General features: G+C 70.6%; 14 protein-coding genes. 7 read left to right on the top strand and 7 right to left on the bottom strand.

Translation table 11 applies throughout. The annotated features are described in order from the left end of the window. Nucleotides 1-20: 20 nt before the first annotated feature. The 4 genes from RT323_RS06720 to RT323_RS06705 form a co-directional block, all read right to left on the bottom strand. Complete coding sequence (locus tag RT323_RS06720; protein ID WP_313406193.1) at nucleotides 21-1,538, bottom strand: ABC transporter substrate-binding protein; 1,518 nt, start codon at nucleotides 1,536-1,538, stop codon at nucleotides 21-23. Further along, entirely contained in the window at nucleotides 1,538-3,211 is a 1,674-nt protein-coding gene (locus RT323_RS06715; protein WP_313406191.1) for an AMP-binding protein, read from the bottom strand. The genes RT323_RS06720 and RT323_RS06715 overlap by 1 nt, the downstream gene beginning before the upstream one ends. A gap of 1 nt (nucleotide 3,212) precedes the next feature. After that, a complete protein-coding gene (locus RT323_RS06710) occupies nucleotides 3,213-4,766 on the bottom strand; it encodes a carboxyl transferase domain-containing protein (protein ID WP_313406189.1) in 1,554 nt (517 codons plus the stop codon). Between the two features lie 198 nt (nucleotides 4,767-4,964). Further along, on the bottom strand, nucleotides 4,965-5,180 hold the full coding sequence (locus RT323_RS06705; RefSeq protein ID WP_313406187.1) for a biotin/lipoyl-binding carrier protein: 216 nt from the start codon (nucleotides 5,178-5,180) through the stop codon (nucleotides 4,965-4,967). 114 nt (nucleotides 5,181-5,294) lie between these two features. Between RT323_RS06705 and RT323_RS06700 the strand changes: the two genes are divergently transcribed. The 3 genes from RT323_RS06700 (at nucleotide 5,295) to RT323_RS06690 (ending at nucleotide 8,288) form a co-directional block, all read left to right on the top strand. After that, on the top strand, nucleotides 5,295-5,978 hold the full coding sequence (locus tag RT323_RS06700) for a TetR/AcrR family transcriptional regulator (protein WP_313406185.1): 684 nt from the start codon (nucleotides 5,295-5,297) through the stop codon (nucleotides 5,976-5,978). 142 nt (nucleotides 5,979-6,120) lie between these two features. Further along, nucleotides 6,121-7,782 carry an AMP-binding protein gene (locus RT323_RS06695; RefSeq protein WP_313406182.1) on the top strand — a complete coding sequence of 554 codons (1,662 nt, stop codon included), beginning with the start codon at nucleotides 6,121-6,123 and terminating at the stop codon, nucleotides 7,780-7,782. Further along, nucleotides 7,779-8,288 (top strand): thioesterase family protein, encoded by a 510-nt coding sequence (locus RT323_RS06690; protein WP_313406180.1) that lies wholly within the window; start codon nucleotides 7,779-7,781, stop codon nucleotides 8,286-8,288. The genes RT323_RS06695 and RT323_RS06690 overlap by 4 nt, the downstream gene beginning before the upstream one ends. A gap of 200 nt (nucleotides 8,289-8,488) precedes the next feature. Here the strand turns inward: RT323_RS06690 and RT323_RS06685 are convergent, their stop codons facing one another. After that, on the bottom strand, nucleotides 8,489-9,118 hold the full coding sequence (locus RT323_RS06685; protein WP_313406177.1) for a DUF6338 family protein: 630 nt from the start codon (nucleotides 9,116-9,118) through the stop codon (nucleotides 8,489-8,491). A gap of 59 nt (nucleotides 9,119-9,177) precedes the next feature. Then, a complete protein-coding gene (locus tag RT323_RS06680; protein WP_313406176.1) occupies nucleotides 9,178-9,783 on the bottom strand; it encodes a helix-turn-helix domain-containing protein in 606 nt (201 codons plus the stop codon). An 85-nt stretch (nucleotides 9,784-9,868) separates the two neighbouring features. On the opposite strand from RT323_RS06680, the gene RT323_RS06675 reads away from it, so the two are divergent. The 3 genes from RT323_RS06675 (at nucleotide 9,869) to RT323_RS06665 (ending at nucleotide 14,912) form a co-directional block, all read left to right on the top strand. Further along, a complete protein-coding gene (locus tag RT323_RS06675; protein WP_313406173.1) occupies nucleotides 9,869-13,060 on the top strand; it encodes a carboxyl transferase domain-containing protein in 3,192 nt (1,063 codons plus the stop codon). Nucleotides 13,061-13,146: 86 nt separating this feature from the next. Continuing rightward, nucleotides 13,147-14,067, top strand: a complete 921-nt coding sequence (locus tag RT323_RS06670; RefSeq protein ID WP_313406170.1) for an ABC transporter ATP-binding protein — start codon at nucleotides 13,147-13,149, stop codon at nucleotides 14,065-14,067. After that, nucleotides 14,064-14,912, top strand: a complete 849-nt coding sequence (locus RT323_RS06665) for an ABC transporter permease (RefSeq protein ID WP_313406168.1) — start codon at nucleotides 14,064-14,066, stop codon at nucleotides 14,910-14,912. Before RT323_RS06670 ends, RT323_RS06665 begins: the two co-directional genes overlap by 4 nt. A gap of 15 nt (nucleotides 14,913-14,927) precedes the next feature. Here the strand turns inward: RT323_RS06665 and RT323_RS06660 are convergent, their stop codons facing one another. Then, on the bottom strand, nucleotides 14,928-15,545 hold the full coding sequence (locus RT323_RS06660; RefSeq protein ID WP_313406166.1) for a hypothetical protein: 618 nt from the start codon (nucleotides 15,543-15,545) through the stop codon (nucleotides 14,928-14,930). Nucleotides 15,546-15,604: 59 nt separating this feature from the next. On the opposite strand from RT323_RS06660, the gene RT323_RS06655 reads away from it, so the two are divergent. Further along, complete coding sequence (locus tag RT323_RS06655; RefSeq protein ID WP_313406165.1) at nucleotides 15,605-16,021, top strand: hypothetical protein; 417 nt, start codon at nucleotides 15,605-15,607, stop codon at nucleotides 16,019-16,021. Nucleotides 16,022-16,026 lie beyond the last annotated feature (5 nt).

The raw sequence follows: 16,026 nt of genomic DNA, 5'->3' as shown, positions 1-16,026 counted from the left end.
CACCTCCTGTTGACCTCGGCTCAGCCGAGGCTGACCCCGATGAACTTCGGCTTGCCGAGCAGGTTGCCCTCGAAGCCCTTGACGTCGTCGCCCAGACCGACGAGCGAGTCGCCGAACACCAGCGGCAGCCACGGCGTGTCCGCGAAGACCGCCTCGGCGGCCTCGTCCAGGCCCGGCTTGCGCTCGCTCGGCTCGGTCGAGACGTCCGCCTTCGCCAGCGCCTTCTCAAGACCGGGCGTGTCCTGGTCCGACGTGTTGAAGTAGCCCTCGCCCGAGAACATGAGCCGGTAGCTCATGGCCGGGTCGGGACGACCGGTCCACTGCGACAGCAGGGCGGGAGCCTTGCGGTCGTTGAAGTAGTCGTTCGTCGCCTGGACGATCTCGAGCGGGCGGATGTTGACGGTGACGCCGACGGCGGCCCACTGCTCCTTGAGGATCTCGGCCACGCGGATCGTCGCGGAGTCGGCGTTCGCGATCATGTCGAACGTCAGGTCGGCCTTGCCCGCGCCGGCGAGGAGCTTCTCCGCCTGGTCGGGGTCGTAGTCCGACTTCACCGACGCCGGCGGCGCGGCCCAGTAGTCACCACCGGGCACGATGCCGTCGGCGACGACGCCACGCTCGAAGTAGCCGCTCTTGAGCAGCGCCTCACGGTCGATCGCCAGCGACAGTGCCTTGCGGACGTCCGGATCGCTGAGCTCGGGGTTCGCCTTGTTCAGGTAGACCTGGTTCAGGTTCACGCGCGGGGACGCGTCGAGGGAGACGTTGTCCGCCTTCTCCAGCGAGTCGCTGTCCGACGGCGAGATCTCCATCGCGACGTCCTGCTGGCCGGAGCGCAGCGAGGTCACGCGGGTCTTCGGCTCGGGGATGATGTTGAAGTCGATCGCCTCGACGCGCTCGGCCTCGTCGTCCCAGTAGTCGGCGAACTTCGTCACCTTGAGGACGTTGCCGCGCTTCCACTCCTTGAACTTCCAGCCGCCGGCTCCGACGGGCTTGGCGCTGAGGTCGCCACCGGCGGCCTCGGCGGCCTTGGGCGACACCATCATGCCGGCGCGATCGGCGAGCACCAGCAGCAGCGACGCGTCCGCGTCCTTGAGCTTGAACGTCACGGTGAGCTCGTCGTCGGCGGTGACCGACTCGACCGAGGCGAGGTCCGCCTGGATGTTCGAGCCCTCGCCCTGGGCGCGCTCGATGTTGTAGACCACGGCCTCGGCGTTCACCGGCTCGCCGTCGTGGAACTTCAGGCCCTCGCGCAGCTTCAGGGTCAGCTCGGTCGGGGTCTTCTGCTCCCACGACTCGGCCAGGCCCGGCTCGGGCTCGAGACCCGACGTGTACGAGACGAGCGTGTCGTAGAGCGGATAGAGCAGGACGTGGTCCGTGCCCGCGTTGCCGCGGATCGGGTCGAGCGACGACGCATCGGACGCCGCGGCGACGCGCAGCGTGCGGTCGGCGCCGTCGGAGCTGCCACCGCCGCCACAGGCGGCGACGACGGAGAGGAGCAGTGCAGCCAGGACCGCACCTCCTCGGGTTCGGATCTTCATCAGGCCTGTCCTTCCGTCCACTGCTGACGCAGCTTGTACTTTTCGATCTTGTTGGTGGGGGTCCGCGGGATCTGGCCCACGGGGATCACGTCGCGCGGCCGCATGAACTTGGGCATCGCGTCGAGACAGTGCTGGTCGATCGCGACGCGGTCGAACGTGTGGCCCTCGGCGAGCTCGACGAAGGCGACGACGTCGTCCTCGTCCCCCTCGCCGCTGGGCACGGCGATCACGGCGGCCAGCGAGATCGACGGGTGCTTCACGAGGATCTCCTCGATGTGGAACCCGGAGATGTTCTCGCCACGGACCCGGATGCGGTCGCCCATGCGGTCGACGTAGGTGAAGACGCCGTCCTCGTCGCGCAGGGCCGCGTCGCCGGTGTGGAACCACAGGTTCCGCCAGGCCTTGACGGTGGCCTCGGGCTTGGCGAGGTACTCGTCGTGGATGAGGGAGGGCAGCCGGGGACGCATCGCGAGCTGGCCCACGACGCCGTCGGGGCAGACGCGGTCCCGGTCGTCGAGGATCGCCACTTCGAGGAACGGCGTGGGCTTGCCCATGATGCCCTTCGGCATCGCGTCGGTCCCTCGGTGGACGAGCAGGCCGTGCTGGTCGAAGACCTCGCGCAGCTCAGCGTGGGAGAGCCCGCGGTACAGGTCGTCCGGCGTGCCGTCGCCCTGCTCGGTCTGCTCGGTCAGCGTCACCAGCGGGTTGCCGGACTCGGACTGGCCGAACCCCGAGGTGACGAAGTCGATGCCGAACCGCACCGCGAAGTCGTGGTGGTTCGCCGGCAGCGGCTGCATGTGGACCTTGTTCAGCGGGTTGCGACGATCGTCGTCGGCCGGCTCGGCGTTGAGCAGCCACGGCGTCATGACGTCCAGCAGCACGGCCGCCGTGCACCCGGTCTCGCGGATGCGGCGCCAGAAGTCGCTGGGGCTGAACCGGTCCCACAGGCTCACCGATGCGCCGACCCACAGGGCCCGCACGACGTTGAAGTGCGCGCCGCCCACGTGGTACATCGGCAGGTCGTTGTAGACGACGTCGTCGGTCGTCAGCGTCTTGCGGCCGACCCAGCAGTACTGGTTGACCCAGCGGTGCGACTGCAGCACGCCCTTGGACGGACCGGTCGTCCCCGACGTGTAGATGACGTTCGCCGGGTCGTCGAACTCGACCCGGACGTCAGGACGGGTCGCCTTCTCGAGCAGGGCGCCGAGCTCACCGTCGCGCAGGCCGTCGATGACGACGACGCGAGGCGCGCAGTGCAGCCGGTCGCCGAGGTCGGCGACACGCTCGTGCATCGCGCGGTCGACGAACAGGACCGCCGGGTCGGTGTCGTTCAGCTGGTAGGCCAGCAGGTCGCCCGCGTACTGGAAGTTCACCGGGGCGTACACGGCGCCGGCCTTCCACAGCGCGTACATCACGACCGTGCTCACGAGCGGCTGCATCGTCAGGATGCTCACGCGGTCGCCCGGGCGGACGCCCTGGTCCGCCAGGTTGCCCGCGACGTGGTCGGTGATCTCGGCGAACTGCGCGTACGTGAGGGTCTCCCCCGTCTCGCCGTAGACGATCGCCTGACGGTCGGCGGAGTGCGCCGCGTGGTGGTCGAGCGCGTCGACGGCCGTGGCGAAGTCGAACTCCAGGAGCGCCTCGAGCTCGGCAGCGGTCGGCTGGTGGCTCATGTCAGGGCCTCGTTCCGAAGGAGGGCGAGCCGACCTGCTCGGGAATGACGCGATAGGCGTCGCGCACCCAGCGCGTCAGCACCTCGCGCGTGCGGCGCGGGTCGATGATGTCCTGGACGCCGTAGCGCTCGGCGGTACGGAACGGCGAGCGCGCGACCTCGAGCCGGGCCTGGATGTCGGCCAACATGGCCGCGGGGTCCTCGGCCGCCTCGAGGTCAGCGCGGTAGGCCGCCTCGATGCCGCCCTCGACGGGGAGCGAGCCCCAGTCGCCCGACGGCCACGCCCACTGGCGGTTGTAGCGATGGCGATTGATCTGGCCGGCGCCGCCGACACCGAAGACGCGGCGGACGATGATCTCGGCCATCGGCACACGGGCCTGATAGGCCGCGACGACGGCACGCGCGCCGCGGCGGATGGCGGCCGTCTTCTCGGCCTGCAGGCCGATCATCATCCCCGACTGGTCCGTCAGGCTGACGATCGGCAGGTGGAACGTCTCGCACAGGTCGATGAGGCGCGTCAGCGCGTCGGCGCCGTTCGGCGTCATGGTCGCGCCCTTGTACGGGTCGGTGGCGACGACGCCCACGGGGTGACCGTCCAGGCGAGCGAAGCCGGTGTAGACCGAGGCGCCGTAGCCGGCGTACTCGAAGTTCGAGCCCGCGTCGAAGACCGCGTCGAGGATCGTGCGCAACCGGTACGGCTGGCGACGGTTGCGCGGGACGACGTCGGCGAGCGCGTCGGAGGTCGTGGCGGGCTCGACCGCCTCGGTCACCGGCGGCAGGCCGTGGACGCTCGAGGGCAGGTAGGACAGGAAGTCGCGGACGGCCTGCAGGGCAGCCTTCTCGTCGGGGACGATCCGGTCGATCGCGCCACTGCGACGGTGGATGTCGGCGCCGCCGAGCTCCTCCTTGGTGAGGCTCTCGCCCGTCGCGTGCTTCACGACCGGGGGGCCGGCGACGAACATCTGCGCGACCTCCTCGATGAGGATGCTGAAGTGGCTCATCGCGACACGGCCGGCACCGAGCCCGGCGACAGGACCCATGCACGCGGCCACGACGGGGACGACCGACAGGTTCTCCACGATGGCGTCCCAGCCCGGGTTCGCGGGCACGTAGGTGTAGCCGGCGTCCTCGATCATGCGGACGCTGCCACCGCCGCCCGTGCCCTCGACGAGCCGCACGAGCGGCACGCGCAGCGCGGCGGCCAGGCGCTCGGAGTCGACCTGCTTGGCCATGATCGAGGCGTCCGCGGCGCCTCCGCGGATCGTGAAGTCGTCCGCGCCGAGCGCGACCCGGCGGCCGTCGATCTCGCCCAGGCCGAACAGGAAGTTCGCGGGCATGACGCCGACGGTCGTCCCGTCGTCGGTGACGGTCGCGAAGCCGGCCAGCGCGCCGATCTCCTCGAAGGAGCCCGAGTCCAGCAGGTCGGTGATGCGCTCGCGGACGGTGCTGCGCCCGTTCTCGTGCTGGCGGCGGATCTTGTCCTCGCCACCGAGCAACTCGGCGAAGCGCTGTCGGCGGGAGATCTCGTCGATCTCGTCGGACCACACGTGGCTCACTGCTGCCCCTCACGTCGTCGGGGGTGAGCCGCTCTCACCCTCAGGCCTGACCTAAGCGTTCGCTTAGGTCGATGACCACGCCAACCTAGGTGATCGCGGTCACAGCGCGCAACTGTAACTTGAATTCAATTTCATTATTTGGACACAGCACTGCCCGGGCCGTCAGCGGCCCGGGCAGTGTGGAAGATCGGCTCGGCGTCAGGCGCCCAGGCGCGCCACGACCGCGCCTTCCTCCACCATTTCTCCCTCGGAAACCAACAGTTCCTCCACCGTGCCGGCGCGCGTCGCCACGACCGGGATCTCCATCTTCATGGACTCGAGGATCACCAGCGGCTGGCCCTCCTCCACGGCGTCGCCGACGGCGACCTCGACCTTGAACACTGAAGCCGTCAGCTCAGCTCGCACATCGGACATGACAGGACCTTTCGCAACTCACCATTGTCTGGACTGGACCTAAGCATACGCTTATGCTGTCCCTGGACGACGGCCGACGATGTCGAGCCTGCCTGCCGGACGGAGCACACGGGGATGAGCCAGAGCACGGACCACGCCGGACGGACCCTCCCGCCCACGTTCCTCGTCGACCGCGAACGCGCCGAGCGACGGATCGAGGAGTTCTGGGACGAGCGCGCCACGGGCGCCTCGCGACGGATCCTGCGCGGCGCGACCCTCGCGTTCGCCGACCTGGGCTACCACGGCGCGTCGACGCGCGAGATCGCCACTCGCGCCGGCATGAGCCCGGCCGCCGTCTACATCCACTTCGAGTCGAAGCAGGAGCTCTTCCACCGCATCGCACTGGAGGGACACCGGGCCTCCACCGGCTCGTTCAACGACCCCGCCCGTCAGGCCGCGGATCCCCTCAACCGGCTCCGGCTGGGAGTCGCGTCCTTCACCACGTGGCTGGCCGACATGAACCTGTTGGCGCGATCGCTCGAGTACGAGATCCGCCTGCGCCACGAGCCGGAGTTCGACGACGTGTGGGCCCTGCGCCGCGGCATCGACACGCACATGAACGAGATCCTCCAGGCAGGCATCGACGACGGCGTCTTCCGGATCGCCGATCCCGCCCTCGCCAGGATCACGATCCTGTCCATCTGCATCGACGTCTCGCGCTGGTATCGCCACGGCTCGTCACGCACCCCGATGACCATCGGCTTCCAGCATGCCGACCTGGCGATGTCGCTCGTCGGCGCCTCGGAGCCGTCCCGTTGACCCAGGGCGCCCCTCGACGGAACCGCCTGTTGACACGAACGTCAAAGTCGGCTTCACTCGTTGACACCAACGTCAATGAGACGGCCGACACACGTTCCCGCGCGCGGCCGCCCGCCCGCACCCCCCGGAGGCAGACCGGCCCATGACGAGCCACCAGAGTCTTGATGAGTACCTGACCGAGGTCCGCCGCCTGCAGGCCGCGGCCCGGCCCGCCGGCATCCCCGCCGAGGTCTCCCACCCGGCAGGCCGGATCACGATCCCGGCCCACGTCTCGCACTGGGCGGCCGAGCGCCCCGACCATGTCGCGCTCGCCATGGGCGACACGCGCTACACGTACGCCGAGCTGGACGACGCGCACCGACGCGTGGCGACCTGGATGTCCCAGCACGGAGTGGGCCGGGGCGACCGCGTCGCGATCTACCTGGGCAACTCCACCGAGTTCGTCATCGCCTTCCTGGCCGTGCTGCGCCTGGGAGCCGTCCACGTCCCGGTGAACCCGATGTTCCAGCCGGCCGAGCTCGCGTACGAGCTGCTCGACAGCGAGCCCGTCCTCGTCGTGACCACCAGCGCCCTGTCGCCGGTCCTCGAGGCCTGCGCGGATCGCGTCCCCGACCTGCCGGTCCTGCTCGTGGACTCGACCGGCGAGCTCGGCTGGGACTCCGCGACGTCCGCCGAGCCGTACGCCGGCGACGACGGTGACCTCGAGTCGCTCGCGGCCCTGAACTACACCGGCGGCACCACCGGCATGCCGAAGGGCTGCCAGCACTCGCAGGGCCACATGCTCTACACCGTCGTCAGCGCTGCCGCGGCGACCGCGATGCCGGACGACGGCAGCTACGTGTCGCTGTGCTACCTGCCGATCTTCTGGATCGCGGGCGAGGACCTGGGCATCCTGATCCCCCTCGTCCTGGGCGGCACGAGCATCCTCATGGCGCGCTGGAACGCCGCCGAGGTCGTCGACACGATCGAGCGCGAGCGGGTGACGCTGATGACGGGCACCGTCGAGAACTACCTCGAGCTGATGGAGACCCAGGACCTGGCCCAGCGCGACCTCAGCTCGCTCGAGGACCCGCAGGCCGTGTCGTTCATCCGCAAGATGACCCCCGAGGTCCGCCGTCGCTGGGCCGAGGTCGTGCCCGGCTCCGTGCTGCGTGAGTCCGCCTACGGGATGACCGAGACGCACACCATCGACTGCGTCCCCTACGGCTTCGCCCAGGACGACTTCGACCTGCTCGCCGAGCCGGTCTTCTGCGGCATCCCCGTCCCTGGCACCGACGTCGCCGTCGTCGAGCTCGGCACGCAGACCCCCGTCCCGCTGGGAGAGGTCGGCGAGATCATCGTCCGCAGCCCCTCCGTGACCGACGGCTACTGGCGCAACGAGGAGGCCACCCGCGAGCAGCTGGTCGACGGGTGGATCCACACCGGCGACAACGGCCGCATCGACGAGCAGGGCTTCCTGCACTACCTCGGTCGCCGCAAGGAGATGATCAAGGTCAATGGCATGAGCGTCTTCCCGGCCGACGTCGAGATGCTGTTGGCGCAGCACCCGTCCGTCGACTCGGTGGCCGTCGTGCCGACCGACGACGAGAGGACGGGCCAGCGCCCGGTGGCGTTCGTGGTCCCGCGCCCCGAGGCGGACCTGACGCCCGACGAGCTGGTGACGTGGGCCAAGGCCAACATGGCGCCCTACAAGGTGCCGCTCGTGAAGGTCATCGGCTCGCTCCCACTCACGGCGACCGGCAAGGTGCGCAAGCACGAGCTCGCCGACGACGCGGCGGCGCTCAACGCCGGAGTCCCCTCGTGAGCGCCCTGCCGACACCGGCCGAGGTCGACCGCATCGCCCCTCTGCTGACGCGCACCGTCCCGGAGCGCTATCAGGACCTCAACGGGCACGTGAACGTCCGCGGCCACTACGACCTGCACATGGATGCGGCCGAAGGGTCGTTCACGACCCAGCTGGGCGTCGACGAGTCCTTCCTCGAACGCACCGGGCAGAGCTCCTTCAGCGTGGCGCACCACGTGCAGTTCCACCACGAGATCCTCGTGGGGCACGAGGTCTCGGCGCACCTGCGGGTCCTCGGGCGCGGCACCAAGACGATCCACGCCGTCACGATCTTGGTGAACCGGTCGACCGGCGAGATCGCGAGCACCCTGGAGTTCGTCGAGGCCTACGTGGACCTCACGACCCGGCGCGCGACCGCGATCGCACCCGAGGTCGCCGAGCGGATCGACGCGTTGCTCGCCGAGCACGTGGAGCTCGACTGGTCGGTCCCGCTGAGCCACCGGCTCGGCACCTCGCGTCCGTCCTGATCACCCGGCCGAGGCCGCGGACCTCCCTAGGCGGACCGGGGCGGCGAGGGTCGAACCGCGCCGCCGAGCGCCGGACCTGCTGGCGGAGGTCTCAGGTCCGAGACATCCTTGGAGGACTCGTAGCCTCCACGCTTCGGTCGGCTCCTGCCGATGCGCCGTGCTGCGGAATCGGAGCTCTTCTTCATCACGGTCACTCCCCCTCAGGCATCGATGAACTCAAGGTACTCGACCTCTTGGAACCGCACGAGCAGCCCACGGCCGAGGATTGGTCGAGCCGAGCCGCCCAATTCGAACTCCCCGGTGGCCGGGTCGAGCTCAGCGGCAGCGGCAAGGAACAGGTCCTCCGGCTCGGGATACCCGGAGACGTACGACTTGAGCTCCCCGCTGCTGGCATAGGCACCGCCCACCCACGTGCCGGACTTCAGCCTCAGTCTGATCCATCCGTTCCGCGGGCCCTGGAAGAGATGGTCCCAGGCTCGAGGGGCAGGGTCCGGCCCGGTGATCGCGAGCGCCCAACGCCGGCGCGACCGCGTCCCCCAACCGACGGCCGTTCCTGCCATCAGCGGGACGGCGACGTAGAGAAGGACGGCGGGCCAGGCCCACCAGGACGGCGGATCGTCTCGAGCCAGCGGAAGGTGAGTCGACCACAGCCACCACGTGGCGGGAGCGAAGAGCGCATGGAGGACTGCCGAGCCGCCGACGAACCGGAACAGGCGATCACTGGCCCCCGAGCCCCACCGACCCACGATCCGCTCGAAGGCCCAGGAGTAGAGCGCGCCGGGCAGAAGCGCCAGGAGAACAACACCGAGAGCGTGCATGGTGGTGGGCATCCGCACATCGTGGCGGCTTGTCCGATGACCACGCCAGAGGGTCGTGGCCCTCTGTGGATTCACCGGCCGAGGCAGGCCATCCAGATGCGGTGCATCTCCTCGACGGCGTCCTCGGTCGTGGTGACCCCCGAGACGACGAGCGGTGCGTAGCGGTCGTTCATCCCGGCACCCATCATGCCGAGCGCCTCGGGGTCGGCGGCCGGCTCGACGTGACCCGCGCGCGCCTGCTGGCCCACGTACCGAGCCGTCCGGTGCACGGCCTCGCGCTGGATCTCGAGCCACAGCGCGCGGATCTCGTCGTCCCCCACGGCCTGGTGGTTGAGCACCGCCATCAACGCCAGGTTCTCGACCGTCGCCTCGAGCGTGGTCGCCAGTGTCCGCCGCAGCACCGCCGACACGTCGTCGCGGTCGATCCCCGCCAGGTCCTGGGCCCGCACGAAGCGGTCGCGCACCTGCTCGGCCAGGACGGCGAACACCTGCTCCTTCGAGGCGAAGTACACGTAGAAGGTGGCCCGGCTGACGCCAGCGCGACGCGTGATCTCCGCGATCGTCGTGGCGCCGTAGCCCAGTTCCTCGAACGCCGAGCGCGCCGCCAGCACCAATTCGCCGTGGCGCTCTGCGTCCGCACGATCGTGGTCCTCGCGGACCGACCAGCCCTGTGTCATGGCGCCCAGCCTAGCGTCGCCATTGACACAGGTGTCAACAGTCGCGAGGATGGACGTTGACACCCATGTCAACGCCAGGAGAGTCATGAAGGTCCTGATCGCCAACCGGGGCGAGATCGCCGCCCGGATCGACCGCGCCGTCACGGCGCTCGGCTGGACGCCCCAGCACGTCCACACGACCGAGGAGGCCGGCGCCGCAGCGCCCGGCAGCATCCTGCTCCCCCGCGCAGGCGTGGCCGGCTACCTCGGTGTCGAGGCCATCGTCGACGCCGCCGTTCGCTCCGGATCGGACCTCGTGCACCCCGGCTACGGCTTCCTGAGCGAGAGCCCCGAGCTAGCCCGCGCGTGCGCCGTGGCCGGACTGACCTTCGTCGGCCCCGCACCCGAGTCGCTCGAGCTCTTCGGCGACAAGTCGCAGGCGCGCGGCCACGCCCTCGCCCAGGGCGTCCCCGTGCTCGACGCGACCGGCCCCGATGCCTCGTTGACCGAGGTCGCGGCGCTGCTCGAGCGGCACCGCGGCGGCATCATGATCAAGGCCGTCTCCGGCGGTGGCGGTCGCGGCATGCGTCCCGTGACGGATCCGGCCGACCTGGCCGAGGCCTACGCGCGCTGCCGCTCCGAGGCCGAGCGCGCCTTCGGGCACGCCGCGGTCTACGCCGAGCGCCTGCTGCCGGCCGCCAAGCACATCGAGGTCCAGGTCCTGGGCGACGGCAGCTCGGTCGCGACCTTCGGTGAGCGCGAGTGCTCCGTGCAGCGCCGGCACCAGAAGGTCGTCGAGACCGCTCCCAGCCCGTCGCTCGACGACACGCACCGCGCACGCCTGCTGGGCTGGGCGAAGGACCTCGTCGCGCCGCTCGGCTACCGCGGCCTCGCGACGGTCGAGTTCCTCGTCAACGCCGAGCTGCTGCGTGACGGCGGCCTGCTGGACGCGGTGTTCATCGAGGTCAACCCCCGCCTGCAGGTGGAGCACACCGTGACCGAGGAGGTCACCGGGACGGACCTCGTCCAGGCGCAGCTCCTCGTCGCCGCCGGACGCACCCTGGCCGATGCCGGCGTGCCCGGCGACGTCACGCCGCGACCGGGCGTCGTCGCCATCCAGTCCCGCGTCAACGCCGAGGAGGTCGTCAACGGGACCGTCGTCGGCACGACCGGCACCGTCACTGGGCTGTCGCTGCCCGCGGGCGTCCGCGTCGACACCGGCATCGCCGTCGGGACCGTCGTGGACGGCACGTTCGACTCGCTGCTCGCCAAGGTCATCACCGTGACCGAGAGTGACCACGCCAGCGCCTGCGCGGCGGCCGACGCCGCCGTGGCGGGACTGCGCATCGACGGCGTCAACACGAACATCCCCCTGCTGCGCGAGGTCCTCGACCACGACACCGTCCGTCGCGGCGAGGTCACGACGGCGTGGCTCGACGACCTGCTCGCCGAGCGGGCCGCGAGTGCCCGTACGACCGACGGCTCCGGCGAGGTCCGCTCGGCCATGAACGGCACGGTCATCGCAATCTCGATCAAGCCCGGCGACACCGTCGGCCCGCGCACCCCCCTGGCCACGCTCGAGTCGATGAAGATGGAGCACCCCGTCACCGCCGGGTTCGCGGGCACCGTCGTCGACGTGCTCGTCGCCGCCGGCGACCAGGTCGCCGCCGGGGCTCCCATCGCGGTCGTGACGCCGGACGAGTCGGTCGACCACGAGCACGCGGAGACCGTGGCCGTCGACCTCGACCACATCCGTCCCGACCTCGCCGAGGTCAAGGAGCGGCTCGCCCGCACGCGGGACGAGGCTCGGCCCGAGGCCGTCGCGAAGCGTCATGCCCGCGGCCACCTGACGGCCCGCGAGTGGATCGACCTGCTCGTCGACGAGGACACCTTCGCCGAGTACGGATCCCTCCCGGTCGCGGCCCAGCGGCAGCGTCGCAGCCTCGAGGACCTGATGGCCAACACGCCCGCCGACGGCATCGTCACGGGTCTCGGCACGATCAACGGCTCCGCCGCGGACGGGACGGCTCACCAGTGCGCAGTCCTGGCCTACGACTACACGGTGCTGGCCGGCACGCAGGGCTACTTCAACCACAAGAAGACGGACCGGCTGCTCGAGCTGGCGCGCGACCGCAGGCTGCCGGTCGTCCTGTTCGCCGAAGGCGGCGGCGGACGTCCCGGCGACACGGACACCGCGGACCTCCTGGCGGCCGGACTCAACGTGCGCACCTTCGCCACGATGGGCTCGCTCAGCGGCGTCGTGCCGACCGTCGGCGTCGTCACCGGCCGGTGCTTCGCCGGCAACGCGGCCCTGCTGGGCTGCTGCGACGTCATCATCGCGACCGAGGACGCCAACCTCGGCATGGCCGGTCCGGCCATGATCGAGGGCGGCGGACTGGGCGTGTTCACGCCCGAGCAGATCGGCCCGATGTCGGTCCAGTCCCCCAACGGCGTGGTCGATGTCGTGGTGGGCGACGACGCCGAGGCGATCTCGGTGGCGCAGCGCTACCTCTCGTACTTCCAGGGTCGGCGCGAGGAGTGGACGGCGGGCGACCAGCGCGTGCTGCGCCATGTCATCGGCGAGAACCGCAAGCAGGTGTACGACATCCGCGAGGTGATCGAGTCCCTCGTCGACACCGACAGCGTCCTGGAGCTGCGGCGCGAGTTCGGCGTCGGCGCGATCACGGCGCTGGTGCGGATCGAGGGCCGCCCGTACGGCCTCGTCGCCAACAACCCGGTTCACCTCGGCGGTGCGATCGATGCCGACGCCGCGGACAAGATGGCGCGCTTCCTGCAGCTGTGCGACGCGCACGGCCTGCCCGTCGTGTCCCTGTGCGACACCCCCGGCTTCATGGTCGGGCCCGAGTCCGAGCAGACCGCGACGGTGCGCCACTTCAGCCGGCTCTTCGTCATCTCCTCGCACCTGCAGGTGCCACTGACGACGATCGTGCTGCGCAAGGCGTACGGCCTGGGCGCCCAGGCCATGGCGGCCGGCGGCTTCGCCGAGACCACTGCGACGCTCGCCTGGCCGACGGGAGAGATCGGCGGCATGGGCCTGGAGGGCGCGGTGCGTCTGGGCTTCTCCAAGGAGCTCGCGGCGATCGAGGACGAGCAGGCGCGCGCCGAGCGCTACGAGGAGCTCGTCGCCCAGCACTACGAGGCGGGCAAGGCCATCAACGGCGCGATGAAGCTCGAGCTCGACGAGGTCATCGACCCGGCGGACACGCGCCGCTGGATCGTGACGACGCTCGGCGACTGGAAGGGCGAGGGGTCGCACCGGTACGTCGACACCTGGTGAGGCACAGGGCATCGTCCGTTGCCTTGTTGCTGGCGCGGCACTCGTACTAGGTTCGGACGAACACCTCCGACCGAAAGTGTGAGTCCGTGGCTCCCGCCTCACCCTTGGAGACGCCGGTCGTCTCCGCCTCCCACCTGCGGATGTCGTACGGCGAGAAGGAGGTCCTGAAGGGCCTCGACTTCGAGGTCCGCCGCGGCGAGGTCGTCGCCCTCCTCGGTCCCAACGGCGCCGGCAAGACCACCACGATCGAGATCCTCGAGGGCTTCCGCAAGCCGTCGGCGGGTGACGTGCGCGTGCTGGGCGAGGTTCCGCTCACGGCGGACGAGGCCTGGCGGTCCCGCGTGGGCGTGGTGCTGCAGTCCTGGCGCGACCACGGCCGCTGGCAGGTGCGCGAGCTGCTCGAGCAGTTCGGCTCCTACTACGCGCCCTACGCCACGCCCGCGCGCAAGCGTCCGTACGACACCGACGACCTCCTCGACCGCGTGGGACTGACGCCCCAGGCCGGAGCGAAGGTCAAGTCCCTCTCGGGCGGCCAGCGTCGCCGGCTCGACGTCGCGATCGGAATCGTCGGCCGGCCCGAGGTGCTGTTCCTCGACGAGCCCACCGTGGGGTTCGACCCCGTCGCGCGGCGGGACTTCCACGCGCTCGTCCACCGGCTCAGTGACCTCGAGGACACCACGATCCTGCTGACCACCCACGACCTGAACGAGGCCGAGAAGCTCGCCGACCGGATCCTGATCCTCAACCACGGACGGATCGTGGCCGACGGCAGCGCCGCATCGCTCGCGGACCAGATCTCGGGGACCACCGAGGTCCGCTGGACCCATCACGGCCGGGCCCACGCCGACACCACCACGGACGGCACGGCGTTCGTGCGCGAGCTCCTCGCCCGGCACCCCGACGGGATCGCGGAACTCGAGGTGCGGCGGTCCACCCTGGAGGACACGTACCTCGCGATGGTCGCCCGCCACGAGGCGTCCGACGAGGTGCAGGAGGTGGTCGCATGAGCATCGTCGACGTCTCGGTCCGCTCGGGCCTGCGCCGAGGCTGGATCGAGTTCCGCAACAGCCTGCGCGCACCCGAGGACCTCATGTACTACGTGCTCCTCAACGGGATCCTCGCCGTGGTGCTGTACCTCAACCGCGACAACATGATCGAGGACGCCGACATCAGCGTGGCCCACTTCATCGTGCCCAACGCGCTGGCGATGATGGTGGTCTTCGGCGCCGCCTACGGGCTGGCCACGGTCGTCGTGACCGAGCGCGAGGACGGCACCCTGCTGCGCGCGAAGAGCGTCCCGCGGGGCATGCGTGGCTACGTGGTCGGCCAGTCCGCCCGGGTCACGTACGAGACCATCTTCGGCTCGGCGATCATCCTCATCGCCGCCACGGCGCTCATCGACGGGCTCTGGGACCGCGGCATCGTCGGGTTCCTGGGCGTCGTCGCGCTGATCGTCCTCGGACTGCTCGCCTGCGCGCCGATCGGCTTCGTGCTGGGCTCGATCTTCAAGAACCCGAGGTCGGTGGGCGGCTGGGGCATGGTCGTCATCGGTGCTCTCGTCTACGCCTCGGGGATCTTCAGCACCGGCGGACTGCCGCGTTGGGTCGAGATCATCGGCCAGCTGTTCCCGCTGCACTGGCTGGCCGCCGCGATGCGCGCGGCACTGCTCCCGGACTGGGCCGCGACCCTCGAGCCGGGCGGTGAGTGGCGAGTCTGGCAGGCGGTCGCCGTGCTGTCCGTGTGGTCCGTGATCGGCCTGGTCCTCGCACCCCGGCTGCTGCAGCGGATGGCTCGTCGCGAGTCCGGGTCCGCGGTCGCCCAGCGGCGCGACAAGGCCCTGACCCGAGTGTGACGCTCGCCGGCGGGGCTAGACGGACCGCTCGATGGTGGTCACGACGCTCGTGACCGAGGGCCTCGTGGGCGTGCTCGAGAAGCCGAAGCGGCACGGCGGGTCGACCGGCGCGAGGGCACCGAGGTCGGTCCCACGCCACGATCCCTCGAGCGCCTCCACGGCGGTGACGGACGTGGCGCCGTACCACTCGCGGCGGTCGTTGCCGGCCGTCCCCCGCGTCCGCACGCCCCGCATCACGACACGGGCGATCGGGTCGATCGCGCCGCACCAGGCGGGCGCGGTCGCGACACGCTCGGGGACGAGCCCGAGCAACGCGCCCAGTGGCGTTCGACCGCCCACCACCAGTCGCAGGGACAGCGACGGCGCCCGGACCTGCCACCCGTCGGGCGTGTCCGTCACCACCACCGGCTCGATGACGTGCTCGTCGAACGAGTAGGTCGCCGTGACGAACCGGCGCACCTGCTCGGACGGAGCGAGCAGCACGCGGTGACCAGCCGCGTCCTCGATCATGACGTCCGCGAAGGCACCCCACGGCGATGCGTCCCAGCGCCCGACGACGACGCGGACCCCGCTCGTGCTGCCCACTCCGGCGATCCGGCCGACAAAGCGCTCCCTGACCCGATCCGCCCTCATGGCCCCATCCTGCCCGCTCGTGGCCGGCGACTGTCGGTGACGAGCGGCAGGATGGGTGCATGCTGCTCGCCGAGCTCGTCGCCACCTCCGCCGAGGTCGCGGCCACGCGCTCGCGCAAGGCGAAGGTCGGGCTGCTCGCCGAGCTGCTCCGTCGCGTCGGGCCCGACGAGCTCGAGGTCGTCGTGTCCTACCTCGGCGGGACACTGCGCCAACGGCGAACGGGCCTGGGTTGGCGAGGCGTCAGCGCACCGGTGCCGGCCGCGGACGAGCCGTCGCTGGGCGTCCTCGAGGTCGACCACGCGTTCGCGGCGATGTCACGGCTGTCCGGGGCCGGGTCGCAGGCAGCCCGCAGGCAGGCCGTCGCCGAGCTGTTCGGACGGGCCACCGCCGCCGAACAGGCCTGGCTGCGCGCGATCATCACCGGCAACCTCCGCCAGGGCGCGCTCGACGCCGTCACCCAGGAGGCGCTCGCCTAGGTTGC

The organism is Aeromicrobium sp., assembly GCF_032084975.1.
Classification (GTDB): domain Bacteria; phylum Actinomycetota; class Actinomycetes; order Propionibacteriales; family Nocardioidaceae; genus Aeromicrobium.
This window is presented reverse-complemented; position numbering and strand designations above follow the sequence as displayed.